At 51.1% G+C, this 26,505-nt stretch carries 24 protein-coding genes; 9 read left to right on the forward strand and 15 right to left on the reverse strand.

The window, feature by feature from the left end:
- Window positions 1-90: 90 nt before the first annotated feature.
- Both clpP and clpX read left to right on the forward strand, forming a co-directional pair.
- Window positions 91-702: an ATP-dependent Clp endopeptidase proteolytic subunit ClpP gene (gene clpP, locus HUU10_09250; protein NUQ81781.1), complete on the forward strand. Its 612-nt coding sequence runs from the start codon at window positions 91-93 to the stop codon at window positions 700-702.
- Window positions 699-1,970, forward strand: coding sequence for an ATP-dependent Clp protease ATP-binding subunit ClpX (clpX, locus tag HUU10_09255; protein NUQ81782.1), 1,272 nt, complete (start codon window positions 699-701; stop codon window positions 1,968-1,970). The genes clpP and clpX overlap by 4 nt, the downstream gene beginning before the upstream one ends.
- Here clpX and HUU10_09260 read toward each other — a convergent pair.
- Window positions 1,967-3,184 carry an aminoacetone oxidase family FAD-binding enzyme gene (locus HUU10_09260; GenBank protein NUQ81783.1) on the reverse strand — a complete coding sequence of 406 codons (1,218 nt, stop codon included), beginning with the start codon at window positions 3,182-3,184 and terminating at the stop codon, window positions 1,967-1,969. The genes clpX and HUU10_09260 overlap by 4 nt on opposite strands.
- Before the next feature lie 97 nt (window positions 3,185-3,281).
- Here HUU10_09260 and rocF point away from each other — a divergent pair, with 97 nt between their 5' ends.
- From rocF to HUU10_09295, 7 genes are all read left to right on the forward strand, one after another.
- Window positions 3,282-4,190 carry an arginase gene (rocF, locus tag HUU10_09265; protein ID NUQ81784.1) on the forward strand — a complete coding sequence of 303 codons (909 nt, stop codon included), beginning with the start codon at window positions 3,282-3,284 and terminating at the stop codon, window positions 4,188-4,190.
- A 508-nt stretch (window positions 4,191-4,698) separates the two neighbouring features.
- A complete protein-coding gene (locus HUU10_09270) occupies window positions 4,699-5,574 on the forward strand; it encodes a sulfotransferase (GenBank protein ID NUQ81785.1) in 876 nt (291 codons plus the stop codon).
- A gap of 141 nt (window positions 5,575-5,715) precedes the next feature.
- Window positions 5,716-6,579 (forward strand): pantoate--beta-alanine ligase, encoded by an 864-nt coding sequence (locus tag HUU10_09275; protein NUQ81786.1) that lies wholly within the window; start codon window positions 5,716-5,718, stop codon window positions 6,577-6,579.
- Window positions 6,580-6,765: 186 nt separating this feature from the next.
- Window positions 6,766-7,500, forward strand: a complete 735-nt coding sequence (locus tag HUU10_09280; protein ID NUQ81787.1) for a Bax inhibitor-1/YccA family protein — start codon at window positions 6,766-6,768, stop codon at window positions 7,498-7,500.
- Between the two features lie 168 nt (window positions 7,501-7,668).
- The gene (locus HUU10_09285) at window positions 7,669-9,102 is read left to right on the forward strand and encodes an MBOAT family protein (protein ID NUQ81788.1); all 1,434 of its coding nucleotides are present in this window, start codon (window positions 7,669-7,671) and stop codon (window positions 9,100-9,102) included.
- On the forward strand, window positions 9,102-9,998 hold the full coding sequence (locus HUU10_09290) for a hypothetical protein (protein ID NUQ81789.1): 897 nt from the start codon (window positions 9,102-9,104) through the stop codon (window positions 9,996-9,998). Before HUU10_09285 ends, HUU10_09290 begins: the two co-directional genes overlap by 1 nt.
- 348 nt (window positions 9,999-10,346) lie before the next feature.
- A complete protein-coding gene (locus HUU10_09295; GenBank protein ID NUQ81790.1) occupies window positions 10,347-10,799 on the forward strand; it encodes a hypothetical protein in 453 nt (150 codons plus the stop codon).
- 73 nt (window positions 10,800-10,872) lie between these two features.
- Here the strand turns inward: HUU10_09295 and wcaF are convergent, their stop codons facing one another.
- The 14 genes from wcaF to HUU10_09365 are packed head-to-tail and all read right to left on the reverse strand — an operon-like array spanning window position 10,873 to window position 26,451.
- Window positions 10,873-11,421, reverse strand: a complete 549-nt coding sequence (wcaF, locus tag HUU10_09300) for a colanic acid biosynthesis acetyltransferase WcaF (protein NUQ81791.1) — start codon at window positions 11,419-11,421, stop codon at window positions 10,873-10,875.
- Between the two features lie 10 nt (window positions 11,422-11,431).
- Window positions 11,432-12,499 (reverse strand): acyltransferase, encoded by a 1,068-nt coding sequence (locus tag HUU10_09305; GenBank protein ID NUQ81792.1) that lies wholly within the window; start codon window positions 12,497-12,499, stop codon window positions 11,432-11,434.
- Complete coding sequence (locus tag HUU10_09310) at window positions 12,453-13,310, reverse strand: glycosyltransferase family 2 protein (protein ID NUQ81793.1); 858 nt, start codon at window positions 13,308-13,310, stop codon at window positions 12,453-12,455. The genes HUU10_09305 and HUU10_09310 overlap by 47 nt, the downstream gene beginning before the upstream one ends.
- Window positions 13,307-14,443, reverse strand: coding sequence for a glycosyltransferase (locus tag HUU10_09315; protein ID NUQ81794.1), 1,137 nt, complete (start codon window positions 14,441-14,443; stop codon window positions 13,307-13,309). The genes HUU10_09310 and HUU10_09315 overlap by 4 nt, the downstream gene beginning before the upstream one ends.
- Complete coding sequence (gene asnB / locus HUU10_09320) at window positions 14,440-16,242, reverse strand: asparagine synthase (glutamine-hydrolyzing) (GenBank protein NUQ81795.1); 1,803 nt, start codon at window positions 16,240-16,242, stop codon at window positions 14,440-14,442. The genes HUU10_09315 and asnB overlap by 4 nt, the downstream gene beginning before the upstream one ends.
- A 1-nt stretch (window position 16,243) precedes the next feature.
- Complete coding sequence (locus HUU10_09325) at window positions 16,244-17,308, reverse strand: glycosyltransferase family 4 protein (protein NUQ81796.1); 1,065 nt, start codon at window positions 17,306-17,308, stop codon at window positions 16,244-16,246.
- Window positions 17,309-17,318: 10 nt separating this feature from the next.
- The gene (locus HUU10_09330) at window positions 17,319-18,011 is read right to left on the reverse strand and encodes an SGNH/GDSL hydrolase family protein (GenBank protein ID NUQ81797.1); all 693 of its coding nucleotides are present in this window, start codon (window positions 18,009-18,011) and stop codon (window positions 17,319-17,321) included.
- A complete protein-coding gene (locus HUU10_09335) occupies window positions 17,981-19,099 on the reverse strand; it encodes an acyltransferase (GenBank protein ID NUQ81798.1) in 1,119 nt (372 codons plus the stop codon). Before HUU10_09335 ends, HUU10_09330 begins: the two co-directional genes overlap by 31 nt.
- A 1-nt stretch (window position 19,100) precedes the next feature.
- Complete coding sequence (locus tag HUU10_09340) at window positions 19,101-20,498, reverse strand: hypothetical protein (protein ID NUQ81799.1); 1,398 nt, start codon at window positions 20,496-20,498, stop codon at window positions 19,101-19,103.
- Window positions 20,495-21,658, reverse strand: a complete 1,164-nt coding sequence (locus HUU10_09345) for a glycosyltransferase family 4 protein (protein NUQ81800.1) — start codon at window positions 21,656-21,658, stop codon at window positions 20,495-20,497. The genes HUU10_09340 and HUU10_09345 overlap by 4 nt, the downstream gene beginning before the upstream one ends.
- Window positions 21,659-21,663: 5 nt before the next feature.
- Window positions 21,664-22,938 carry a glycosyltransferase gene (locus HUU10_09350; protein NUQ81801.1) on the reverse strand — a complete coding sequence of 425 codons (1,275 nt, stop codon included), beginning with the start codon at window positions 22,936-22,938 and terminating at the stop codon, window positions 21,664-21,666.
- On the reverse strand, window positions 22,935-24,185 hold the full coding sequence (locus HUU10_09355) for a hypothetical protein (protein ID NUQ81802.1): 1,251 nt from the start codon (window positions 24,183-24,185) through the stop codon (window positions 22,935-22,937). The genes HUU10_09350 and HUU10_09355 overlap by 4 nt, the downstream gene beginning before the upstream one ends.
- Window positions 24,182-25,438, reverse strand: a complete 1,257-nt coding sequence (locus tag HUU10_09360) for a glycosyltransferase family 4 protein (GenBank protein NUQ81803.1) — start codon at window positions 25,436-25,438, stop codon at window positions 24,182-24,184. Before HUU10_09360 ends, HUU10_09355 begins: the two co-directional genes overlap by 4 nt.
- Entirely contained in the window at window positions 25,435-26,451 is a 1,017-nt protein-coding gene (locus HUU10_09365; protein NUQ81804.1) for a glycosyltransferase, read from the reverse strand. The genes HUU10_09360 and HUU10_09365 overlap by 4 nt, the downstream gene beginning before the upstream one ends.
- Between the last annotated feature and the right edge of the window lie 54 nt (window positions 26,452-26,505).

Here is a 26,505-nt window from a genome sequence, read left to right on the forward strand (position 1 = left end):
ATGGAAAAGGGCCGGTTTCTTTGCCGGCCCGAAATTTTTACCTTGGAAGAAATGTTCTGCTATCAACAGACATAAAGGACACCCCCCATGATGTACAAGACCCCCGATTTTCACAACAACCTCGTTCCCATGGTTATCGAACAAACCGGTCGCGGCGAACGGGCTTATGACATTTTCTCCCGGTTACTGAAGGAACGGATCATTTTCATCGGATCTCCCATTGATGATGTAACGGCCTCCCTGGTTATTGCTCAGCTGCTTTTCCTGGAATCGGAAGACCCTGAACGCGACATTTTTATGTATCTGAATACGCCGGGCGGATCGATTTCTTCGGGTCTGGCCATTTATGATACCATGCAGTACGTTAAACCCGATGTGGCAACCATCTGTATCGGAATGGCCGCTTCCATGGGAGCTGTTCTTCTTGCCGGCGGTAAAGCAGGCAAACGGTCGGTATTGCCCAACAGCCGGGTCATGATTCACCAGCCATGGATGGGCGGGGTTCAGGGCCAGGCCACTGATATTGAAATTCATGCTCGGGAAATCCTGAAAATGAAAGAAAATCTGTATCAGATTCTGGCCCGGCATACCGGTCAGACCTTCGATAAGATTCACAAAGATTCTGAACGCGATTACTGGCTGTCGGCTACCGAAGCCAAAGAATACGGCCTCGTCGATGAAATTCTGGAACGGAAACCATGAGTAAGACCGAGAACCTCCGGATAAAATGTTCGTTTTGCGGACGACCCTCCACCGAAGTGAATTCGATGGTGGCTGGTCTGAGCGCCTACATCTGCGACCGGTGTGTGAACAGTGCGGTTGAAATTATTTATAACAATGCCAAGTCCTCCGAAACCCAGTCCATTTCCGATAAACCGGCACAGACCGTTCGCCGGCTGAAGCCACGGGAAATTAAAGAGGCACTTGACCAGTACGTGATCGGCCAGGACGAGGCTAAAGTGGCTTTGTCTGTGGCGGTTTATAATCATTATAAACGGATTGACAACAAAAAGGTCAGCAAGGAATTTGATCAGGTCGATATAGACAAGTCGAATATTCTTCTGGTTGGGCCCACCGGAACAGGAAAAACACTCCTGGCCCAGACCCTGGCTAAGGTACTCGATGTCCCGTTTTGCATAGCCGATGCCACAGCGCTGACCGAGGCCGGTTATGTGGGTGAAGACGTGGAAAGCATCCTGGTCCGTTTGCTTCAGGCTGCTGATTATGATCTGGAATCTGCTGAACGCGGAATCGTTTACATTGATGAGATCGATAAAATTGCACGCAAGAGCGACAATCCCTCCATCACCCGCGATGTATCAGGTGAAGGGGTTCAGCAGGCCCTTCTGAAAATTCTGGAAGGCACGGTGGCCGGGGTTCCGCCCAAGGGTGGCAGAAAACATCCCGAACAAAGTCTGATCAACGTCAACACCAAAAATATCCTGTTTATTTGTGGTGGCGCTTTTGACGGACTGGAAAAAATCATTGCCCGTCGTCTGAACCGGGGCACCATTGGGTTTAAATCCGAAGTCAGCCAGGAAGTCAGGATGAAGGAAGATCACACCATTCTGAAGTTCGTACAGCCGGAAGATCTGCTGTTATACGGCCTGATTCCAGAGTTTATTGGTCGCCTGCCTGTGGTGTCTGCTCTTGAACCATTGGATGATGAGATGCTGCTTCAGATTCTCACCAAACCCAAAAATGCGCTGGTAAAACAGTATCAGAAGTTGTTCAAACTGGAAGAAACCGATCTGGTCATCACCGATTCTGCCATGAAGGTGATTGTTCGTCAGGCAATCGAACGTGGAACCGGGGCACGCGGGCTTCGTTCCATTCTGGAAGAGAAAATGATTCCGGTCATGTTCGATCTGCCCAGCCGGAAAAATGTCAGGAAATGCATCATTGATGAGGGGGTTATTCTCGGTACTTCTGAACCGGAATTTCTCCTGCGGGAACAGAACGTCGCCTAAACAGCGAGTCCTTTTCCACATACCCATCCGCTGCTCCACGCCCATTGGAAGTTATAACCTCCGATGGGGCCGTGGACATCAACAATTTCCCCCACTGTATACAGACCCGGATGGGTTCTGATTTCCATGGTTTTCAGATTGAGGGTCCCCAGTTCAATACCACCAGCGGTTACCTCGGCCTTTTTATACCCACCTGTTCCGCTGACCGGCAATTCCGATCCCGTCAGCAATCCAAGTAAAGTCAGTCGCTGATTCCGTGTAATCTGATTAAGGCGTATTCCGGCGGTTCCCGAAAGTTCTGCGAGTAAACGGGAAAGACGGTCCGGAATGAACTGGTTCAGCCAGGTGACAACCATCTGATCGGGATGCAATTTTGCATAGGCAAGAAAGGTGGAATCTGCTGTTTGCAGATCGGTTCCTGGAAGAAAATTGACGGTGAGCCTGGTTCCGCCGGATTCTGAAGCGAACCATTCGCTCACGTCCATGGCGGCCGGACCACTGATTCCCTGGTGGGTGAATAACAGACTGTCGGTCCGGGTGGTGAGTGGTTTCCCATTTCTGGTGACAGTTAATGCGGCCTGAAGGGTCATTCCGGAAAGCTGATGCCACTGCCGGCCATTGGTGTGAAGAGGGGTCAGGGCCGGAATGGGCGCTGTCATGGGGACTCCCAGCTTGTCCAGCATGTTCCAAAGCCGTCCGTCACTGCCGGTGTGCGGATAGGAAAATCCGCCTGAGGCCACAACCACCCGTGGTGTCAGATACCGGCCATGGTTGGTTTCAACCATCCAGCCATCAGGCTGCTGCATCAACTTCAGGACAGATTCCGGGAATTGGAACCGGATTCCGGCCCGTCTGATTTCACCCAACAGAGCCGCAAGGACCGATTGGGCCTGATCGGAAACCGGAAAGACCTTTTTCCACGGCTCCTCGGTTTTGGTTGATACGCCCAATTGGTTAAAGAAAGCGATGACCTCGCTGGGAGGAAACTGAAGAATCACCTTTTTCAGACTGTTGACCGAGGCACACCGGTACCGGTTCAGGTCAAGTTCCCCGTTGGTCAGATTGCACCGACCGCCGCCCGACATCAGGATTTTTAGGCCGGGGCGCTGGCTCTGATCGAGCAGGAGAACTGTCCGGACACCATGTCTGGCAGCCGAGATGGCAGTCATCAGTCCGGCCGCACCGGCACCAACAATGATTACATCGGGTTTCATACTTAAAAATACGGTACGGGTATACAAGAAGGCATCGGAGAACCAAGGTTTGTGAATCCTTGTTATCTTAGCGCCAGGTTGACAGACAGGAAACGGAATGAAAATCAGATTAATTGATGTCCCCATGGATCTTGGGGCGGGACGGCGTGGGGTCGATATGGGACCTTCTGCCTTAAGACTGGCCGGAATTAAGGAAAAAATCAACCGGATGGGTTTCCATGTGGAAGATGACCAGGATGATATTTTTGTGCCCATACCAGAGCACGGCCACATATCGGATCCCAAACTGAAATTCATTGGAGAAATTCAAACCGCCTGTGAACATCTGGCCAGACGGGTTGAACTTGCCAAATCAGAAGGTGCCTTTCCCATTGTGATGGGCGGAGATCATTCCATTGCCATCGGGACCATTGCGGGATTGTCTGCCTATTACCGCAAACAAGGAAAACGCCTGGGGGTGGTTTGGGTCGATGCCCATGCCGACATGAACACACCAGAAACCTCTCCAACGGGTAATATCCATGGAATGCCATTGGCAGTGAATGTGGGTCTTGGAGCAAGGGAACTGACCAGCTTACATGGTGATTTCAGAAAGGTCGATCCGAAAAATGTCGCTTTGATCGGTATCCGGGACCTGGATGAAGATGAAAAGAAAAATGTCAGGGCCATGGGCATTCATGCCTACACCATGGCCGACATTGACCGGATGGGAATTTATCAGGTGATTCATGAGGCCATTTCCATTCTGAAGGAGCAGGTCGATGTTCTTCACATCAGTTTTGATGTGGATGGAATGGATCCGGCCGTGGCTCCGGGTGTCGGAACACCGGTCATGGGCGGGTTGCGTTACCGGGAGACCCATCTGATCATGGAAACCCTTGCTGAAACCGGTCTGGTCGGGTCCATGGAAATCACCGAGATCAATCCGATTCTGGATATCAGAAATCAAACGGCTGAGGTGGCTGTTGAAATGGTGGCCAGTGCATTAGGGAAAACCATTTTGTAATCCGGGCCTGCATGATCAGATTCCTGAATAAGTAGAATCTGGATTCTGATTTCCTTTTGACTGGCGCGGGTGGAAATGGGTGCCTTTTTTCAGCGGCTGCATTTTTTAATCGGGTTTCCTTGCGGAAAAACCAAAGCTGGAAGTCAGGAATCGTTTGTGCCTAAAAAAGTAAAGCGGTATTTTCGGCGCCGGAGTCGAAATCTTACCTGGTTAATAGGAATACCAATCTGACTCCGACTGCCTTTTCTGATGGATTAAGGCAGAAATCTAAAAACCAGTCCATCGTTTCTCCATTCCGGAACGACTTCATATGCGCCCGACATCAGCCAGGTTGATCTGGTCGCCGCGTCGGTTTTTCATTCAGAAAATGACGCAAAACGAATGAATGTGGAAGGAGGAATGGACAATTTCAGTGATTTACTGACTTGAGATGGTTGAATGTGAAGGGAGTCATTCAACCAGTTTTTATGAAAAAGTGAACCAAACAGAATACACACGGAGACCCGGTTTGAGGCCAAATTTTTTACTGATCGGTGCGAATAAAGGTGGTACCACCTCCATATATAACTACCTGAAAAGTCATCCCGACATCTTTGTATCACCAGCAAAGGAACCCTCCTTTTTCATTTTTGAAGGGAAAGAAATCCCGTTTATTCCTGGAACCAGAAAGTTGGCACCTTATGCCACAACTTTGGAGGACTATGAGAAACTCTTTGAAACAGTGGACGGGGAAAAGGCAGTTGGGGAGTGTTCTACCGGTTACCTCACCAATTTAAAAGTCATTCCACGGATCAAGGAATTGCTTCCGGATGTTCGGATTGTGGCCGTTCTTCGCAATCCCATTGAACGGGCCTATTCCAATTACAGAGATTATGTGGCCCGCGGAATTGAAAACAGGACCTTCAGCAAGGCCATCCGTGAAGAAATGGAATCGATCCGTTCCGGTTCCTCCTATGGTCATCGCCCTTACCTGCAATACGGAATGTATGCAGAAGGACTGGCCGGTTATCTGAGTGCCTTTGGAAAGGACCGGGTACATGTCATATTCTTTGAGGATTTAAACAAAGACCCGCTGGGCACGATGCGCTCTGTATACCGGTTTCTTGAAGTCGATGATTCCCATGTGCCCAATGTGGAGGAAAGACGCAATGTGAGCGATAAATCGGATAAAATTCATCTGCTTAAAAGGCAAAAGGCGATTACCTGGCTGAAAAATATCGTTCCGGGGTCATTCCGGTCCATCCTGAAGCCCATGTTACAATCGATGATAAAAGGAGATCAATTGACTCCGGCCATCCGCAGAGAGTTGCGTGACTTTTTTGTGGGTGATATCCGTAAGCTGGAGTCCCTGGTCCAACGGGACTTATCTGCCTGGAAAAAGTAATGGATTGGGATTTGATTAGAAAAACAGGAAACACCCGGATTTGTTCTGATACCCTTCATTTGACGTACTAATTTTATTGAAGGAATTACTCGTCATAATACGGGTTACAAACAGAGACTCTAAATAAGCACAGGTGCCGTTTTGGAAATTATTCACACACAATCCGATCTGATTCATGAACTGTCAATTGCCCGTCAGGCCGGCCGGCGTATCGGTTTGGTTCCCACCATGGGAGCCCTTCATGAGGGGCATCTGAGCCTTATTGAGGCCATTTCTGAACACTGTGATTGTGTGGTGGTATCCGTCTTTGTTAATCCGCTCCAGTTTGGACCTAATGAGGACTATTCAAAATACCCACGGGTTCATGAAGCCGATGCCCGCCTGGCCGAAGAACAGGATGTGGATTTTTTATTTATCCCTGAAGTTGCTGAGATGTATACTGCCGGGTCACAAACAAGGGTCACTGTCGGAGAGCTTTCCACGCGTTTATGCGGAAAATCGCGTCCGGGTCATTTTGACGGCGTGACCACCGTGGTGGCAAAACTATTCAATATTGTACAACCCCATGTGGCAGCCTTCGGCGAGAAGGACCGTCAGCAATTGATTATCATCAAACGAATGGTGGAAGATCTGAATATTCCGGTGGAAATACTGGCTGTTCCCACCTGCCGCGAAGCCGACGGCCTTGCCATGAGTTCACGGAATGCTTATCTGTCTTCAGAAGAACGGTCCGAAGCAACCCGGTTGGTCGGTGCCCTGACACACATGGAAGCCATGATCAACACGGGTGAAAGTCACGCTCCTTTGGTTACTGAGGCCGGCCGGCAATTGATCACAGCCTACACAGGGGCCCGGTTGGACTATCTTGAAATCGTAAATCCGGTGACCCTTGCTTCCATCGATGAACTGATACCGGGAACCGACGTGCTGCTTGCTGGTGCGGCCTGGTTCGGATCGACCCGCCTCATTGATAACCGGATGGTGAAAGTCCCCATTTTTAGCTGAACGGAACTTTCCGGCCTGACTTCCTGTCAGCAGAACAGACAATGAGTGGTTATTTTTCTGGTCAATGCAGGGAAAACAGACCGGTTAACCAGCTTCAAAGCAGAAATTCTGACCAGAATAGCCATCTGTTACCTGTTTGGCAAAGATTTTGCTCTGTATTTTAACAACTTTTATAAGGAGTCCACCATGAGTGAATTAAAATCATACGAAACCGTGAGCAGCAGTCCTTCCCATTCTGCAACCGCAGGCAGTCAGGCAGGAACGGCAGCTGCCAGTGAAATCATGAACAAAGTGTTCATGTGGATGACCGTGGGTCTGGCCCTGACCGGTTCCACAGCGCTTTGGTTTGCTTCCAGCCCTCTGATCCTGCAACTGACCCCCATGACCATGATTGTCCTGTTCCTCGTTCAGTTGGGACTGGTATTCTGGTTGTCGGCCCGGGTGATGTCCATGCAGCCGACCACAGCCATTCTTGTGTTTCTGGTCTATTCTGCCCTGACTGGTGTGACACTGGCCCCCATCTTTCTGGTGTATACTTCCGCTTCCATCGGAACCACATTTCTGATCACAGCGGCCACCTTTGGCGTAATGGCCACCTACGGAATTGTGACCAATCAGGATCTGACCAAAGTGGGTAATATTGCCTTCATGGCACTGATCGGACTAATTATCGCCTCGGTTGTTAACTGGTTTCTGCAAAGTCCGGTTATGCACTATATCATTTCTGGTATCGGGGTTCTGGTTTTCACTGCACTTACGGCTTATGATGCCCAGAAAATCAAGGAAATGAGCCATCAGCTTCAGGGAGAGTCACAGGACGTTCAGACACGTGCCTCTATTCTGGGTGCCCTGAGCCTGTACCTGGATTTCATCAACCTGTTCATCATGTTGCTTCAGTTCTTCGGCGCCCGCCGCGACTGATTTCCGCTTTTCCCCTTCCTTTTTAATCCGGTCCCGGTTTTTGGGGCCGGATTTTTTTTGCCCAGCCGCTTCCTTTCTTTATTTTGTTTTGAATTGGTCTTAATTTGATATTCTGTTCCGGATGAGAACAGTCTGATCGGAAGGACGACCTGAAATGTTGCGGATGTAATGGTATTTAATTCCATCGATTTTTTTATTTTCCTGCCGGTCGTTTTCATTCTGTATTGGACAATCGGTATCAGAAGTATCCGTTTCAGAAATGGATTTCTTCTTCTGGCCAGTTACTTTTTCTACGGGTATTGGGACTGGCGTTTTCTCGGGTTGATTTTCCTCAGCTCGATGATAGATTACCTGGTTTCAATCTGGTTGTCTGGTAACCGGGAGGACCGGCAACGGAAAATGATCCTGATGGTCAGTGTTTTTTCCAACCTGGCTATCCTTGGTTTTTTTAAATACTTCAATTTTTTCATAGAGAATTTTGCTGCAGCCTTTTCCTTCTTTGGCTATCAGCTTGCCACAGAGCGATTATCCATAATTCTGCCTGTCGGAATCAGTTTTTACACGTTCCAGACCATGAGTTACACCATTGATGTGTATCGGGGGAAAATCAGCCCGGAAAGAAACCTGATTTCGTTTCTGACCTATGTAAGCTTTTTTCCCCAATTGGTGGCCGGTCCCATTGAGCGAGCAGGATCCTTGCTTCCGCAATTCAGAACCATTGCGCCGTTCAATTATGAGCAGGCCAGTGACGGCATCAGACAAATGACCTGGGGTCTCCTTAAGAAAGTTGTCATAGCCGATTCACTTGCCGGGCCGGTCAGCCAGGTTTTTTCCAATCCTTCTGCTTATGATTCCCTGACTCTGATTCTGACAGCGATGTTGTTTCTGGTCCAGTTGTACGGTGATTTTTCGGGTTACAGTGACATGGCCATCGGATCGGCCCGCCTTTTTGGTTTCAGGCTTTCCCGGAATTTTAATTTTCCCCTCTTTGCCGATAGTATACCCGATTTCTGGAGACGGTGGCACATTTCGCTGACCAACTGGTTCCGGGACTATGTTTTCATTCCCATGACCAGTGGCAGAAACCGGCTGACCGTAAAAATACCGGCCGTGATCATCTTGTTTGTTCTGATTGGCTTTTGGCACGGACCCGCCTGGACTTTTGTTGTATTCGGGTTTGTCAACGCCCTCTTTTTCATTCCCGGGTATTTTCCGGCCGGCCGGCTCAGACTTCCGGGAGCCATGGGTGCTTCGGCTTTTCCAGGTATTCCACCCATTATCCTTGTGATGTTCACCTTTTGTCTGACTGCGATGCTCGGTATTTTATTCAGAGCCGGAAACCTCGAAACCGTCATGGCCTATTACGCCGGAATCCTGATGAACCATGGAGCGGCTTCCGGTCAGTTATATTCCGAGCGGGTCCTTCTGCTGACCGGTGGATTTCTCCTCATTGAATTTTTCAGACGGGACTCTCACCATGTTTTGGAATGGAAACCAGGAACGCTTAACCGATGGGTCCGGTGGGGATTTTACATGGTACTGATTGCCGTTATTTTCCTGTTTCACGAAGACGCCAAAGATTACATCTATTTTCAATTCTGATGATGAAACGGTTTCTGTTTAAAACCGGTGTGGCTGTAGTGGGGGCTGGTATTCTGATATCGGTTCTTTACCTCGCTTTGGTCCTCCGGAAGAATCCGGATCTGTTACAGATGGACCGGTATTCTATCTATTTATTTGGAGATTCGCAGCTATATCGCGGTGTTTCAACGGATCAGCTTTCAAAAGAGACCGGAATGAAAACCTTTGCGGTGGTTCGGCCGGGTTCGGGGCTGTATAACCTTCATTCCATGTCGTTTTTAATTCCGGATTCATCGCTGGTGGTGGTTGGGTTTTCGGCCCAATCAATGATCAGGTCGCAATGGGGAGTGGATAAGGGATTTCTTTTTTTGCCGACCGTATTCACCATGGCAGAAATGGGTTGGCCCCCTTACCAGATCAAACAATTGATCGAAAACAATCTGCGGCCCAATAAGTTGTTACCTGCCCCGCTGGAACCATTTCCGTATCAGCCCGAACCAATTTTCCGGAACGAAGGGATTATCCGGTCAATGGCCGACCAGAATGAAACCAATATCGATGAGGTGAAATCGAAACTGTTCATTTCTGCCATTGAGAATTTTCGGAGAGGTGGCTGCAGAATTCTGTTAATCGAGTTTCCCTTACATCCCAACTTCTGGAAAAAGGCAAGGGAGAATGGCATTGCGGAGCGGATTTCAGCCATACGAAACGGGCTGGAAAGGGAGCTTGGACTGGTTCCTGCCACAATCATTACCCTGCAGTCCGATTCCAACCTGTTCTATGATTACACACATGTCAATGTTGCGGGCCAATTGCAAATCAGTCACCACGTGGCGCTTGAATTAAGCAGACCCGATTCAGTTCAAATCAGGTCCCTTCGGTTTTCTGTTCAAAGCGAGTTCCCGGCTGACCGTTAAAAATTGCCAATCAGCATGAACAACAGATGACAGATGTCCCGGTTTGTCAACATCTGCCACTGACCTTCCTTCCAAGACACACTTCAACCTCTATTCGCAGTAAAAGCGCTTCCACTGATTGTAAAACCTTGTCGGATTTCCGCAATTCCCTGTTGACAGAACCGTCCTTCTGTCGGCTTTCTCACGAAAATGCCTTTCTTTCCGGCTGATTTCCCGGTGGTGATAAACAAATGACAGGCATTGACGTACGATCAATCAGGAACGAACAAAAGTGTTGTAAAATCATCGTAAACTTGCATCGGGGAATGGGATAGTCCCTTCCCGCTTAAAAAAAGAAAGGATACGACCATGAGAACAACTCTGCTGATGGTACTGGCAACCGGCCTGCTGATCGCAGTACCCGCCCAGGCCCAGATCGGACATCTGGCTCATTCACTGGACGTGAAAGAAGCCAAAGCATCGATCGAACCGACCAAAGCTGATCCGAAACTGACGGATATGCTTCTGGAAAACCTGAATTCGGATAATGAAGGAGTGGTGGAAGGAACCCTGCGCCTGATTACCCGGATTAAGCTGGAGAATCCGGATTGGCAATTTCGTGCCTTGCACAAAAAGGTTGATCAGATCCGCCAGACCGGAACCACCCGGGCACAACGATACATGGCTTACCTGACCCTCGCAGCTTTGCAGGACCCGTATTGGTTTAAGCAGTTAGCACCTACCGAAGACCCCACTGACTTCTGGCTTGGATTGGGACAACGTGCCCATGACCGGCTGGTGGCTGATGGGGTAGTCAAATGAGACGGATCAGACAAGCCACCCGATCCCTGATAAAGCGGGCAGTTGGAAACCAAACCAGCTGCCCGTTTTTGTTTCAGGCGGTTGCAGAGTTACCTTTTTGAATGGCTGGATTACCTGAATAGATCCCCGGAATGGTCAGGGAAGATTTTACCACAGACCCCAACGACACCACAATCTCATCTCCGATCGTTACGCCAGGCGCGATAACGGTTTTTGCTCCAATCCAGGTGGAATGCCCGACCGACACCGGACCCACCATCAGATCGAATGTTTCTTTTTTATAATTATGATTTCCCGTGCAGATGTACACGCCTTGTGAAAGGATTGAATCGGCTCCGATTGTAACCAACCCGAGATTATCAATCCATACCTCCTCACCAATCCAGGAGAAATCGCCGACTTTCAGAAACCAGGGGTATTTGATACGGACGTGCGGTTTAATCACAACACCCTGGCCGATGACTGCTCCGAATACATTCAGCAGAAATCGTTTGAGGGAAGACGGCCATGGGAATCCGGTTTCGAAAAAGGCCATTGAAATAAACAGCCAGATCAGCCGTTTCGGGAGAGGACCGGGCTTGTATTCCGGATTCGAGAAAGACTGCAGATTGAATCGTGTCATCAGAAACGTCCTAATAGGTAATCCGGGAAGCCAGCCGGATTGATGGTTTTTCGGCCAGATGATAAAACATCCACGAGAAAAGAATGGAAACGGCAGAAGCTGCCAACAAACCAGCCAGATGAATCCAGAGGGAGTCATCCAGACGGGTGAACAGGTTAATGATTCGTCCACCAACGGGGACGTGAACCAGGTACAGACTGTATGAAATGGTCCCCATAAAAAGCAATGGACGAATGGACACATTTTTCAGCAAGAAAATCAGCCAGAGAGTCAGCAGGCCAGCAATGGTTTCAGGAATACCGATCCGCCATGCACAAATCAGGCTGCTGAGGCTGAGAAAAACAGAAAACTCCACGCGGTTCAGAAGACCGGTATAAAACAGAAAACCGGTGATTCCGATACCGAACAAGGCCAACCAGTAAAAAACCAGAATTTTTGAAAATCCGATCACCGGAATCAGAATCAGGACCAGAATGGCCATTCGTCTGATGGTGAGGTTCTGATGAATCAGAAGGGGAATCACCAGCATGATCAGGAAATAATACTGGAATTCGATGGCCAGTGACCAATAAACGGGCTGAAGCCAGTTCATCCCGAGAAAATCGGTAAGATAGCCCAGATGAACAGCAACCTGATACCATGAAATATCGGGTGCAAGGCCCTGAAAACCCGGGGTCAGGGCAGACAGGTACCATAGACCGGCCACCAGTCCGATACTGACCAGGTAGGGCGGATCGATCCGGGTAATCCGTTTTAGCAAAAACCGGTACCAATCGGTGGAAAAAATAAACTGTCCTTTGTACAGAGCAAAAGGAATGACAAAACCTGAAATGACAAAAAACATTTCAACACCGAGCCAGCCCCAGACACCGGAGGATTTCAACCATCCATCGGATAGAAACTGGTGATTTCCCTGAGTAAAATGATACCAGGCAACCAGAAACGCAGCGATTCCCCTGAGCATTTCGATGCTTTGGATTTTGGAGGAACTGGTTTGCTGGTTCATGTGGTGTGGGCCCTTTTCTGCCGGATTATGGGCGATTTCCGGAGAGATGTTTTCGTTCCCAGACTTTCGCATCGACCAGAAACCGGAACCAGAAGCCCTGCAGGAAATGAAAGATCAGACCGGGAATTCCATCCAGAATACCCAGTCTGAAAAAATAGCGGTAGATGAAATATAAAAACGGGCGGACGAAGAGAGGATTTTTCATAAAAATCCTGGTTTTCAGCCACCGACGTCGTTCAACCGGCGTTCCGAATAGGGTAGGTCTGACACCGTCATTCAGTTCCTTGCCCGGGTTGACAATTTCGTTCGCCTCGAGGTCGGACCAACGGTTGTGCTGGTGTGTAAACTGAAACAGACTTTCCGAAACGATGTTGATCAGGTCGGCATTCCGGATGGTGAGATACGTTCCGCCCACCCGGTCTGTAAAATGCTGATCATAGGCCTTTTCTTCGCACCGGACCGAATCGCGGCGAAACAGTCTCAGATGGAAATTGGGATAATGTCCTCCATGGCGGATCCATCGATCCATAAAAAGGGTCCGGCGGGAAAAGAAGAATCCGTTATATTTTTCTGCGAGTCCAGGAAAATCATTCCGGATCCAATTCACCAGTTCTGGGGTGAGTCGTTCATCGGCATCGATGGGGAAAACCCAGTCTGTGGTTACCTGTTCCTGTGCCCAGTTTCGCTGGAGGGCATAGTTACCAAACGGATGCTGAAGAACCGGAATGCCCCGCTGTCGGGCGATGTCCAGAGTCCGGTCGGTGGAAAATGAGTCCACAATCAGAACAGAACCAAGGTCAGGCGGAATGGAATCGAGTCCGGCCGGGAGGTTGTTCTCTTCGTTAAAGGTGAGGAACACGAAGGTGATTTTGGGTTGAATCATGGTAGACCTGCGGGGCGATAGTGGTCGAGATACGATTGGATCAGGGTGCCATCGTTGTAAAACTGGTGAACATCGAGGCGGGCGGTTGAGCCAATGGAGTGAAGAACGTCTGGCGAGGCAAGAATCTCTTCCATCTGGCTGATGATCTGTTTCTCATCGAGGGGAACCACCCAACCCCACTTTCGTGCCAGAACCCATTCACCGGCTCCAACCTGATCGGAAACCAGAACCGGTACACCCATGGCAAGACTTTCAATGACAGCATTGCCAAAGTTTTCGTTCTTTGAAAGCAGAATAAACAGATCGGCCTGTTGCAGCAGCCGGAACCGTTCATCACCTTCCACAAATCCCACCCAATCAATGCGTGAGGAAAGACCCAGGGATTCAGCAAGTTTTTTCAGGGATTCCACATATGAAGGTTCACCAGATCCTGCCACAGACAAATGCCAGGGAAGCCGGGAGCAGGCGGCCAGACACCGGAAGGTGAGTTCAAGTCCCTTTTTATCATGTATCCGAGAGTAAAAAATCAGTCTGATCGTTTCAGATCCGTCTGTCGGGGGCACTCTTTGCAGACCGGGTGCAGGCAATGGAATAAAATTAGGAAGTATAAAAAGCGGGCCCTCGGGAACGGTGGTCAGAAGATCCTGAGCTTCTGTCTGACTGGTGGCATGAAGCCGGGCTGTTTTAAGTAAAAATGAAGCCAGTCCTTTCTGGAAACGCATCCGGAGGCCTGACCGTACCGTGTAACCGCTGAACATGCCACGGGGAGAAAACACAAAGGTCCGGCTGGTAAGACGAAACCAGAGCACGACCGGCAAAACCACCAGATTCCACCAGGAATGAACATGAATCACATCAAATGACTGGTGATTTCTGATCATCCACAGCAGCAGCCGGGGTGAAAAATGGGTATGGTCACCTGTCCACCGTGGGAAACGGTAAACGGTCACACCATCGAGGGTTTCACCATTGGGTGAAGGTGGAAAATCGGCTGGTCCGTTGGCAGTGGTGGTCAGAATGGTCACCTGATGCCCGACCTTCACCTGGTTTTCCGCCAGCAGGGAAACCGAGACGGTAGGACCTCCATACAGGTAGGCTGGTTTATAGGAAGGTGTGATGTGAAGAATCTTCAAGAGAGTCCGTCCCTTAACACCTTACCAAGCACCACCCATTGCCAGACCCGTGACCAGGTGGTGGTTCCGGAGTCGAGGCGTGTCCATTCGGATTTGGCAAAACGGTAGAGCACATCATTATCATTGACCAGACGAAGGGATTCCAGATGACTGAGCATCAGGGGTTTCAGCGGACCCAGCATCCAACGTGTCATGGGAAGCAGGAAGCCACTTTTGGGTGCCTGCACAATGGAAGGAATGAGAAAATCGCTGCAGGAGGTGGTCAGCAACTCTTTCTTGGTTTGATTGGGACGCTTGATCTCATCGGGAACCGATAAAATATACTGAAGTAAGTCACGGTCGGTAAACGGGGCCCGGACCTCGAGACTGCTGGCCATGGACATGATGTTGGTGTCCCTGATCAGCAATTGCTTCATATAACCAAACCATTCCTGAGCAATCAGCAGCGAATCACCTTTCAGGTTGGTCAGCCGGTCCAGATCGATGGCTGACACAAACGGACGCCAACCGTCATAAGCCGGACCGGTGAGGTTTCTGATTTCTGATTCGGGATATAAAGCCCTGATGGCACCCATGGGCTGAGCCGGTGAGTAGCCGGTGGCCGATTCAATGGCCCGCTGCCATTGACGGTTTTTGCCGGCCAGGGTGGATGGAAGCACGTGCAGCAACGGTCTGAGCTGCTGCAATTTTCTGGCCTGGTTAAACGTGTTATATCCCTGGAACAGTTCATCACCGCCCACTCCGCTGAGAGCAACTTTGATTCCCCTCGCCCGGACCGACTTGCTCACCAGCCAGGTGTTCACCCCATCCATGGATGGATGGTCATAGGCAGCCAGGGCCTCCGGAATCTGGTCGAGAACTGTTTCCGAACCTACAAACAAATATTGGTGGTCGGGTTTCCAGTGATCGACAATTTTTTTTATCCGGTCTTCTTCACTGTGTTCTTTCTGATCAAAAATGACCGAGACAGTCATGGGCTTGCGGCCCAGTTCTTTGCTCTGGATGCCGACCAGCAGGCTGGAATCAATTCCGCCTGAAAGGAAGGTGGCCACGGGAACATCCGCCACCAGACGGCGTTCCGTTGCGCGGATTACCCGTTCCCTGACCGAGGCCCGGATGGTTTCCGGAGAGTCTGCACCAGTGGCAGCCTGAACAGTGGGAAGGGGAATCGGAGTAACCGTGAGGGAGGAACCATTCCAGTTGCCGGTACAGCCAGATGGGAACATCCTGATTTCCTGCCAGAGCGTATCGGGTTCAGGAATCGTTCCGTACCGGATGTACTGCTGAAGTCCGGTTTGGGACAACGTGAGAGGTTGTCCAATCAATTTTTGTAACGTCCTGATTTCTGAGGCCACCATCAATCCATTGACAGTGGAATAATACATGGGGTTTTTGCCAGCCGTATCCCGGCCCAGAAGGATGGTTCCGGTGCGCCGATCGAGGAAAACGAAGGCAAACATGCCATCCAGCCGGTGGGCAAATGCGGCCCCGTGAGTTTCCAGTCCATTCAGCACGACCTCGGTGTCGCCTTTACTCCTGAACTGGCAGCCTGCCAGTTCCAATTCTGACCGGAGGGACTGATAGTTGTAAATTTCACCGTTAAAAATCAGAACCGAGTGACCGGTTACTGATACCATGGGCTGCGATGATTCCGGATTCAGATCGATGATGGCCAGGCGGGTGTGACCCCATTGGCCGGCACCTTCGGGTAACAACCCGTTTCCATCGGGACCGCGGTGAGAAAGGGTGGAAAGAAACGGGTCTACCGCCGATTTTTCTGAAAAAACAATTCCGCACATATCAGGTGCCGAGTTCCTTTCGGATTAAAGTGGTCACCGCAGATTCGGTAAACCGGGACAACATGGCCAATCCATTTTCTGCAAGCCGGATCCGGTCCTGAGGAAAATTCAGTTTGTTCAGGGTGCCGATGATTCCTTCCACGGTGACGGGTACCGGAACCAGTAAACCATTGACACCATCCGATATCACATCGGGGGTTCCTCCGGTGGCAGCACCAATGGCAATGGCCCCGTGTGCCATTGCTTCCAAAAATACGATTCCAAATCCTTCACCGGTGGATGGAAGGATGAAAACGTGAGCCAGACTATACAACTGTTTCAGGTCTGAATCGGACAGGTTTTCATGAAAAACAAACTGGTGATTCTTCCCGGATTCCATTGCGAGCAGGCGGTGACGATCGGTGTCATTGCCCTGAATGACCAGGTGCCAGATAAATGGTTGTTCACCAGCCCACTGAAGAACGGCAGGAATGGCCAGATCCAGGCCCTTGTAATTTTCTTCTTTCATCAGCCGGCTGACCGACAGGAAAACGAGAGGACCAGATGTTTCCTGCCGCGTGGTGTTGCCTTTTTCGGCCTGCAGCCGGATGGCTTCGGGAACCACATTCGGAATCAGGCTGATGGGTTTTTGAGTACGGAATCGGTTCCTGACCTGATCACGGGTGTAACTGCTGACCGACCAGATACGACTGATCATCAGCAGGGACATGCGGTAGAGAAACGGTTGATGTGACCAGACTTCGATTCCGTGGGTGATCAGGATTATGGTTGCGAACGGACGGCACAACCGGATCAGGGGAACCAGCGGAAGAAAATTCCGGTGACCGATCAGAATGACCGGTGCAGAGAAGCTGTGACGGATAAGAGAGGGGATCAGAGCAGACCACTTCCTGCCGAACCCCGTGAAATTTTCCAATTGTGGATCGGGGTTGGTGGTATCATTTACCGACAGAACAACGGGATCCATTCCGGCTGCTTTAATCATCCGGATCAGACTGAAATTGTAACGCTGAATACCACCCCGCCGTGAATCGACTGAACTGAGCAGTAATAAACACTTTTTCATGACTGCTTTCTCATGGCTTTTCTTTCCCGTACAGAGCGAGTGTGATCAGGACATCGGCGATCCGGTAGCCGACCGGATTCAGGTGCAGGCCATCGTGGCTGTACATCGGCAGTATTCCCGAAGAATCTGCAAGCCAGGCTGAAAGGTCGATACGGATACAGGAGGAAAAAAGATGGCTGTCCATCAGGTGGTTCAACCGGGAAAATTCATCTGGCGTGGATTGATCGGGAAGTGTGTACGAGCCATTGGGTCCCAGAACCTTCAACAGCACCACGGTTTTTTTCATACCAATCAGTTCATTGGTCAGGCCAGCCAGCCGGTCCGCGGTGGAATCCGGAGAGTGTCCCTGAAGCAGATCATTGGTTCCCAGCCACAGAATAACCGTATCGGCAGGCAAAGCGGTCAGTTCAGTGACCCACTTTTTCCAGTCGGTGGTGGTAGATCCGCCCAGACCATAGATGGCCAGGTTGGTATGTTTTGAAAGAACCGGCCATTTATAAAGGGCTGCAAAGGAATCGCCGGCAAACAGGGTTGAAGCCCCTGATGGGGTTTTGAACCCGGCCAGTTTAACGGTATCGCGGTAATAAGCCGGATAGCGGATGTATTTAAAATAAAAAATCCCACCGACGATGATTCCGTTAATTGCCAGCGACAGGACGAGCAGCCAGCCAATCAGGCGCGGAGATAAGGCCGTTTTAGCCATAAAAAGGGTTGTTTCACCACTTGTCGTTCAATGAATACCGATGCGATCATCAAAAGGCCGGTCACCAAAAAGACAATGAGGAGGTGGTCTCCGGCCAGTTCAGAGGCCAGAAGCAGCACGGGATAGTGAATCAGGTAAATGGTGTAGGATCCATCACCGATGGGCTGCCAGATCCGGTTGAACCAGTGCAAAAGCAGGTGGTTGCCTGTGGCAGGTCTGTAAATCCAGAATGCGTAAACGGCGTAAAAAAGGACCCCGATCCACAATCCGTTTTTCAGTTGGTTAAGGGTATCTGAAAGGTGAGCCAGTTTCAGATCCGGATTGAAATAACCAACCAGGTCGATGGTAAAAAGCCCCGCAGCCAGGAAGGTGAACAGAAGATGATTGGTTTGTTTTTCCCGGTAAAGCTGCAATAAATAGACACCCATGTACCAGATGGCAAAACTGTTCATAAAGAAAGTCCATGGGATGAAAATCAGCCGTTGAAATCCGACTGCAAGAACCGACAGTGCGACGGCTGCCAGAAACAGGTTCTGATCTGATACCCACCGGTTTTTATACCGGACACTTAAAAAAATCCAGCCAATAAAAAACAGGTAATAAAACATTTCATAAGAAATGGACCAGAGCGGACCGTTTTTTCCAAAGGGAATGAACCAGACGCCCTGTGTGATGGAAGAGGCTTGCATCATGAACAGATTGCCGGAAAAATGATACCAGGAAAAGGACGGATCATCTGTCCACTGACCCACAAAACCGCACAGAGCAGTCAGGGCAAGTGCAAACCAGTAAAGGGGAAGAATCCGTTTAAACCGTTTATACAAGTAGGTGTTGATGCCGGAGCGGGTGGTCAGGTTGATCCGGCCGGAACTGAGTGCAATGGCAAATCCGGAGAGGATAAAGAAAAAAAGGACCGCTTCTTTGTTCAATCCCGAAATAAAAATGATCAGGTTCCCGGTCAGTTCGGAAAAACCGGAAATGGTGCGGATGGTATCAGGAAAGAGCACATGGATATGATGAATCACGACCACCATGGCAGCCACCCCGCGGCAGCTGTCCAGCAGGTCAATCCGGTTGGCGCTGGCCACGTTATGTCCTCACCAGTAAGCCGGTTCGCTGCAGGCCGAAACGTATGGCGAACATGAGGATAAAGCTCCAGAACAGCACGTTGGCAAGAAATTCGAAGCTGTTTCCCAGCCACACAATCTGGAACAATCCGTTGAAGATGACGCCCGATCCAAGCAGGTAACCACCGAACCAGTTTTCTGCTTTGATGGAGAGATAGATATTCAGCCAACCCAGGACAATATAGGCGAGAATGATGATGGGAAGTCCGCCGGTGAGGTAGGCATCCACAATGTAGGCAGGTTTGGCAGAAACCATGGAATAGGATTCCACCACACCGGCCGTATACACCCGTTCCATGATGAGAGCTTCCATGTCGGGTTTTTCGGGCCAGAATAACCGTGGTATCAGCGACATGACCGATTGCTGGATAATATCCGTTCCGTAATGGGGGTGATAGGCCGGAACGAAATAGGTGTATTTGATAAACATATTCACTTCGCTGAGCCTGTTTTCAAGCATGGCCCAGGAAGCTTCACGAAGTTCGGTTGAACTGGCACTGAGGGTCTGTTCCTGAGCAACCCGGTTTGCCTCGATGGGATCGAATCCTTCCGACCAGGCTACCTGACGATAGACGTTGTTGTAATAGGGGATATAAGTGGCCCAAATGACAAAAACCAGAATACCGGTTGTAATAATCAGTTTTGGGTACTTCTGAATCAGGAAGGAGCCGAGAATGATGGCGATGAACAACGGAGCCGATTTCATTCCGCTCAGCAGGGCAACCATGAACGCGTAAGCCACAATGACCAGTCCAAGCAGGATCTTGGTCCGGTTGTTTTCCTGAATGGCCACACCGAGAAACAGGACCCCGACAATATTGGCGATATCGGTCAGTTTGACGAGAACCTGAACCAATCCGGGAATAAAGGCTGAAACCAGTGCCAGGAATTGCAGTCCGAGAAACAGGATAATAAACAGATCGGTGAGCTGGATCCGGTTCAGAGAAAACGTGGGCTTACCAAAGGCTGGTCGTTTAAGCGACATTCCGAAGACATAACTGATTTGTGCAACCAGATAGAACCACTGTGCCTGAACGGTCCGGAACAGGGTATCCTCATCAGGTGTGATATCATAAATCTTATCGAGGAACTCGTAACCATGCAGCGAGAAAAAGTGAAAAATGGGGCTCAGTACCACGAATCCCGTAAAAAACGTAAATGCAAGAAAGTAGGGTCTGAAGAACTGGCCGAGGATCGGACTATCGGTGGGCAGATTGATCAGTTTTCCGCTGATGGTCAGAAAAAAAATGCCCAGACTGGAAATCCAGCAGGTCCACCAGGCCAGGTAAGGAATTGAAGAAACCAGGAATCCGGTCAGGACGGCGATCAGAACAATGGTGACCCAGAGTAATCCTCTCATGCGGATACAGCCTCTTCGATGCCGGTGGCAATGGCTTCAATGGAATAGGAGGCAATTTTTTGACGGCAGGCCTGTTGTTGGCGGCTCCATTCTTCAGGGGATGAGGTGATTTCTCCGATCAGAGTGGCAAGAGCCGGCTGATTGCCAACACGATAGGTAAACCCTGTTTCACCCTCGGTGATCAGATCTGGAGCACAACCCACCCGGTCCGACACGATACAGGGAGTGCCCGAAGCCATGGCTTCATTGACTGCCAGCCCCCAGGTTTCACCGGGGCCGTGGCTCGGATAGACAAACCAGTGCCCGAGCCGGTAAACAAGCGGCATCCGGCTTTGATTCTGGAAAGGGAGCCATTGGATTCTGGTATCCGGACGGATGGCCTCCATGATGGCGTTGTAATCTTCGCCGTTACCGATCAGAATGAGTCGGATGGATGGATCGGGGATGGAGGAAAAAGCAGTGATCAGGTCGAAAATTCCCTTTTTTCGTTGAAATTTACCAGCAAATAAAAATACGACCTGTCCATCGGTGATCCCAAGTTCCTGTTTCCACTCTTTGAGTTCCCGTTCCTGTGCATCCGTCAGGCTGGCAAACCGGTCGTTGTCGATGGCATGTGGAACCCGGCGAATCTGACCGGGCTTCATACCAACCCACCGGAAATAGGCTTCATTGTGCAACCCGACTGCCAGCGCCAGATCGGCAAACCGGTAAATTCCCGTCAGAAACCACTGTCTTAACCGGTTTTTCATCGGTGAAACCGGATCGAGCAGATGGGAGTCTCCCCGGAAGAGCACGGGTACTTTCCCATGAAACCGGATCATTAATTCCAGATGGGTGTACCAACTCCACCCAATCACGAGAAGATGGGTGGGGTTCCAGCTTTTTACCCTTTCGTATGCATTCTGGGCACGGATTCCCATGAAACGGTGAGTTCCGGGATCGGCCGCCCGGTTATCCAGAAACTCATATTCATACCCATCCAGCAGGGGAATGTCCCAGGAGATCACCTGTCCGAAACCCGGGTCATATTTTTGGGTGGATGTATCGCCCCACGTATAAAAAACCCGGCAGTCAATGTTTCCCCTGGATTGAATCAACCTGAAAATCGGTGCATAATACTGAATCGGGTGGGTGGTGATGACAGCCAGGCGGGGTTTCATGGTGATCAGATCCGGTTAAAAAACGCGGCGAGTTGCCGGGTCATGGTTTCAGACATCCAGGGCTCCATGCGGGACCGGTTGGTGCCGGATTTCGTAATGGCACCTGTCAGGTAGCCGCTCAGACGTTGCATTATCGTGCGGATGGATGGATCGTCGGGGATTTCCTGACCAAACCGGATGCAATCCTCTCCCAGAACCGTTTCGAGAACCGGAATGGCCGGACTGGAAGTATGAAAAACCGCAAGCACCGGCTTTTCCGTCAGCAGGTACGGATAAATCTTGGAAGCAGTATAACGGGGATCATCGGAACCAGGGATAAAAATCAGGTCTGCATCCAGCAGGTAACGCAGGCTGGTGAAATAGGGAAGCCGGTCGGGTGTTTCCACAAAATCCAGTTCAGGTACCAGTTGTCTGGCCACCGGTTCTATACTGGGTATTCCTTTTCCTGCCGGGGCGTAGCTGGTTCCTGCCACCTCGAACCTGATCCGGTTGAAAACGGCTGGCTGTTCAGTCATTCCGAGCCGGATGGCCTGAAGAATCAGGGTGAAGGCCGGATGCATGTCGGTTCCCCCGCGCCCGATGTAGCGGATGATGAACCTGGTTTCATCGGGGCTGCGCTGAGTGGGAAGTTCAGCAGCCACATCCAGATCCTTGCTGAATCCGGCAAACGGCAGGGTGAGGCAGGGTGTATGCTTTGTGGAAGGATATCGTCGTTTTAAATCCTGCCAGTAGGCCTCTGAAACGGCCACAATTCCATCCGCTGCTTTAACCGACGGGGGTTCCAGCAGGCGGTTGATCTGATGGGCGAACCAATACTTCGGCGGACGCTGACTGGCGGGTAAAGGACGGAGTTCATCATACAGCCAGGGATCCTGGAAATCGAGAACCACTTTAACACCAAAACGCCATTTCCAATAACGGCCAAGTATCATGACCGGAAACTGGGTGGTTGAAAAAAACACCACATCCGGACGGAATTTCAGAATCAGATCCGACCCCAGACTGGCCAGGTGAAGAAGGGACCGGAGTGCAATCGCGCCGAGTCCGATACGTCTTGTCCAGCGGGTGGGAAAGGCGCCGCTGTGATATACCGGCAGATCGGAGGGGACTGTTTTCATAAGCATCGGATCGGTCCCCATTTCGGTGGCACCGGGATCAACGGCCAGGACCACCGGGGACCACCCTTCGCTGCCCAGATGATGAACGGCCGGCCGGATTCGCTGCATATCAGCCGCATTAACCGGCGGAAAATAGGGGGAAATGATCAGAACGGTTTTCATGATGGGAGTGGCTTTCCCATAACAGATTCAATGATGGAAAGCACGCGAATTCCTTCTTTCTCCCAATGGTAACGATGAATCGCCAGTTCCAGCGAGGCTTGCCGGTGGGCAGACAGCCGGTCCGGGTGCTGCAACAGGGAGGATAACCAGCCTGCAAGTGCCTTTGAATCGCCCGGTTCATACAGAAAACCAGTTTTTGGGTGGTCGTGATAAAAGGCAGTCTGAGCCGTTGTGGCAGAATAGGCGATGGCCATTCCGCCGCACAGATAGGTGAAAATTTTATTGGTCAGACACAGGTCGCGGTTGAGAGGAGCGGGTCGTTCAAGTGCCAATCCGACATGATGCTGTGCTGCCAGACTGAACAATTCCTTTTCCTCCACCGGTTTGAGAAAAGTGATCCGGCCGGAGATATTTTCCGCCGATCCGGCCAGGTTGCGAAAATAGACCTCATCCTCCCGGCTTAAAAATCCGACCAGGGTCAGGTGCAGCGTTTCACACCCGGGCGCTGACATGGCTCTGAGTACATCTTCCAGTCCCCGGTCACGACCGATGGTCTGAGAGAACCAGAAAAGTTTAAGCGGCGATTCAGCTGAGGGGTCCTGGATTCGGTTGTTTGTGATGGCAGCCTCCGGAAACACGTTCAAAACCGGAGTGAAGGCCAGTGAGGGGAACAAAGTCTGGTAGGCGGCTCCGATGGATGGACTGGCACTCCAGGTGGCATGGCAGGCCGGAATAAAGGTGTTTTCAACAAGGTGAAGGGCCCAACCATCGGGGCCGGAGGCAACTGGTTCTCCACGATGAAAATCCTCAGCATCGAAGCAAACGGGAACCTTGTGTGAACGGCCCGCACGGATTGCGGCAGGCAGGGCTCCGAGATTATGGGCAATGATCAGATCCGTCGGGACCCGCGTCATCTGCCTGGACTGTCTCCAGACATGACGGTTAAGCAGAAGGGCTGCACGGCGTGGGGAATGGTCCCATCGTGAGATCAGACGATTCCAGCGGTTCTGCACAGCCGACCAGAGCCGGTTCAGACGGGAAAAGAAAGAACCGCCGGTCCAGTCGGTAACCGTGACCTGCCAGTCGGAATGCCGGTTGATTAACTGCTGGTCATGAGCTGCCTGCCACGAAAGGTACCATGTGCAGAAAATCCGGACCTGATACCCGGCTTTGGCAAACAGCTGGGCTTCCTTGACCAGGCGGGGATTGCTGGAAAGGTGTCCCGGTGTGACCAGTGTAATGGTCATGATTGGTGGGTCCCCTGAAATTCTTCAAACCGGTTTGTCATCAATTTGACGATTCCGCGCCGGTAATCGGACCATTGCCAACCTGCCGCACGCAACCAGGCGCGTCTGGACATGTCGGGCAGTTTATCCCGGTTCTCAAGGCACCAGCTTAGGGCCTGCCGGATGGCTTCTTCGCTTCCGGCCGGAATGATCAATCCGTCCACGCCGTGGGTGATCAGATCGGGTCCCCCTGAATTTTCGGTGGTGATCACAATCAACCCACGCGACATGGCTTCTGTGATCACCATGCCAAAGCCATCGGCCAGAGTAGGTAAAATGAAGACATTGGCCTTAAGGTAAAGGTCCATCAGATCGGGCTGAGGAATGGATTCTCTGATGGTGACTTTTCCCGGTAATCCTTCCCGTGTGCTTTCGGGCAGATTCATTTTACCGATCAGCCAGAGTTCGGCATCCTTTTCGGGAATCTGAGCAAGACGCCAGGCCCGATACAACAAATGGAGTGCTTTCCGAAGGTTCTGGGTTCCTGCATTCAGAAACACCAGCCGATCCCAGTTCCGGTCGGGCAGGGCGGCAACCGGTTCGGGAAATCCGAGCGGGATGACATCAATCTTGCTTTCCGGGATGTGGTTGGCTGTCAGGGTTCGCCGGGTGAAGGAGGAATTGCAAACAATCCGGTTGGTGAGAGCCAGTTCCTGATCACGCCGTTGGTTTCGCCTGGCGGCCTTTTCATCAATCAGAAGTTGGGTGCCCTCTCCAGCCAGCTCGGGATACCGGTCGATCTGCTCATTGGCAATCCGGGTGAAAAAGGCATGATGCTGGCTGGGTTGCTCATAAACGGTGAACAGTCCCAGTTCGGCAGCACGCTGCATGGTAAAAAGCGCGCAATGTTCATGCAGGTGCAAAACCTGGGCCGACCTGTCGAGATGGCGTGCCACCCACCGGTCAAATCCCAGTTCGGCCCATTCCCAGACGCGGTCGGTCATGGTGGGTGAGGCATAACGTGATGCAGCAGTCCGCATTATTTCGCGCCAGGGAAAGTTACGGATGGACTCGAAAGGGAGTTCTCCGGCATGGCGGCGACGCAGTTCGGACCGGAGAGGAGGTGCCACCCGCCTGATCAGATTGGAGAGCCAGTAATCCGGATGATCCATGAAGGAGGTATAGTACAAATCAAGCACGCCTGCCTCATGATAGGCCAGCACCGATTGTCTCACATGAGGAGGTACGTTGGGATGAGCAACCCGGATTTTCAACCGATTTTCTCCCGGTAAAGCTTAAGGTAGGCCTGTGCGATCACCTGTTGACTGAACCGGTTTTCTGCATCGTGACGGCAGGCTTCCCGGGAAAGTCCGGGCAGTTGCTCCACCGACCGGATGGCAGTTTCCATATCCGGGCAGACAAAACCCGTCTTCCCGTGCAGAACCACTTCAGGAACACTGCCCTTTGCCAATCCGATCACCGGCGTTCCGCAGGCAAGAGCCTCGGCCATGACAATGCCGAAGGGTTCGTTCCAGTCGATGAGCATGAGAAAGGCGGCTGCCTGACTGAGCAGGTCATTTTTCTGCGTGTCATTCACCGGTCCGATATAGGTAATATGCGATCCGTCCACCTGAGACAGCACTTCCGATTCCACCCAGGCACGGTGTTCATCGGGGATGTTTCCTGCCAGAATGAGTCGCCGGTTCGTCCGCTTTGCCAGTTCAATGGCCAGATGCGGTCCTTTCACCGGTTCCAGCCGTCCGAGAAAAACCATGGGTGCATCAACGGACACGGACGGATTGAACTGATACCGGTCAGTCGGGACGCCATTGTAAACAGTGGCAGCAGGTGCAAACGGTTGAATCTGCCGGGTGATATAATCGCTGCATCCTGTAAAACTCAGTGTGCCTTTACGGGCCAGCATCATTGCCTGACGAACCGTCCGGGCCGTTGGCTCACGCTGGTAACTCATGATTTTCGGAATCCGTGCCGGAAGTGCTGCAAGCAGGTAAGCCAGACGCCCGAAGCTGTGAATCACGTCGGGCCGGACCGCCAGCGCTTTGCGGACTGTCAGCAGGTTCTGAACTGTATCGGTCAGACGGCGCGGGGAGGTTCCCGGATAAGGGATCAGTGTGGCGGGTGTCTGAGAATCACGGTGAGCCACCAGAAACACCTCATGCCCCAATGAATGGTACTCCCGGATGATCATGTCGATGATCCGTTCTATCCCGCCGTATAAAACTGGTGGAACCGGAATTTCGGGGTCGGCTGTCAGGAGAATTTTCATAACAGGCCCCTGAATGAACCGAAACGGACCGCACAGACCATCCCGGTATAACGG

Source organism: Bacteroidota bacterium (assembly GCA_013360915.1).
Lineage (GTDB): Bacteria > Bacteroidota > JABWAT01 > JABWAT01 > JABWAT01 > JABWAT01.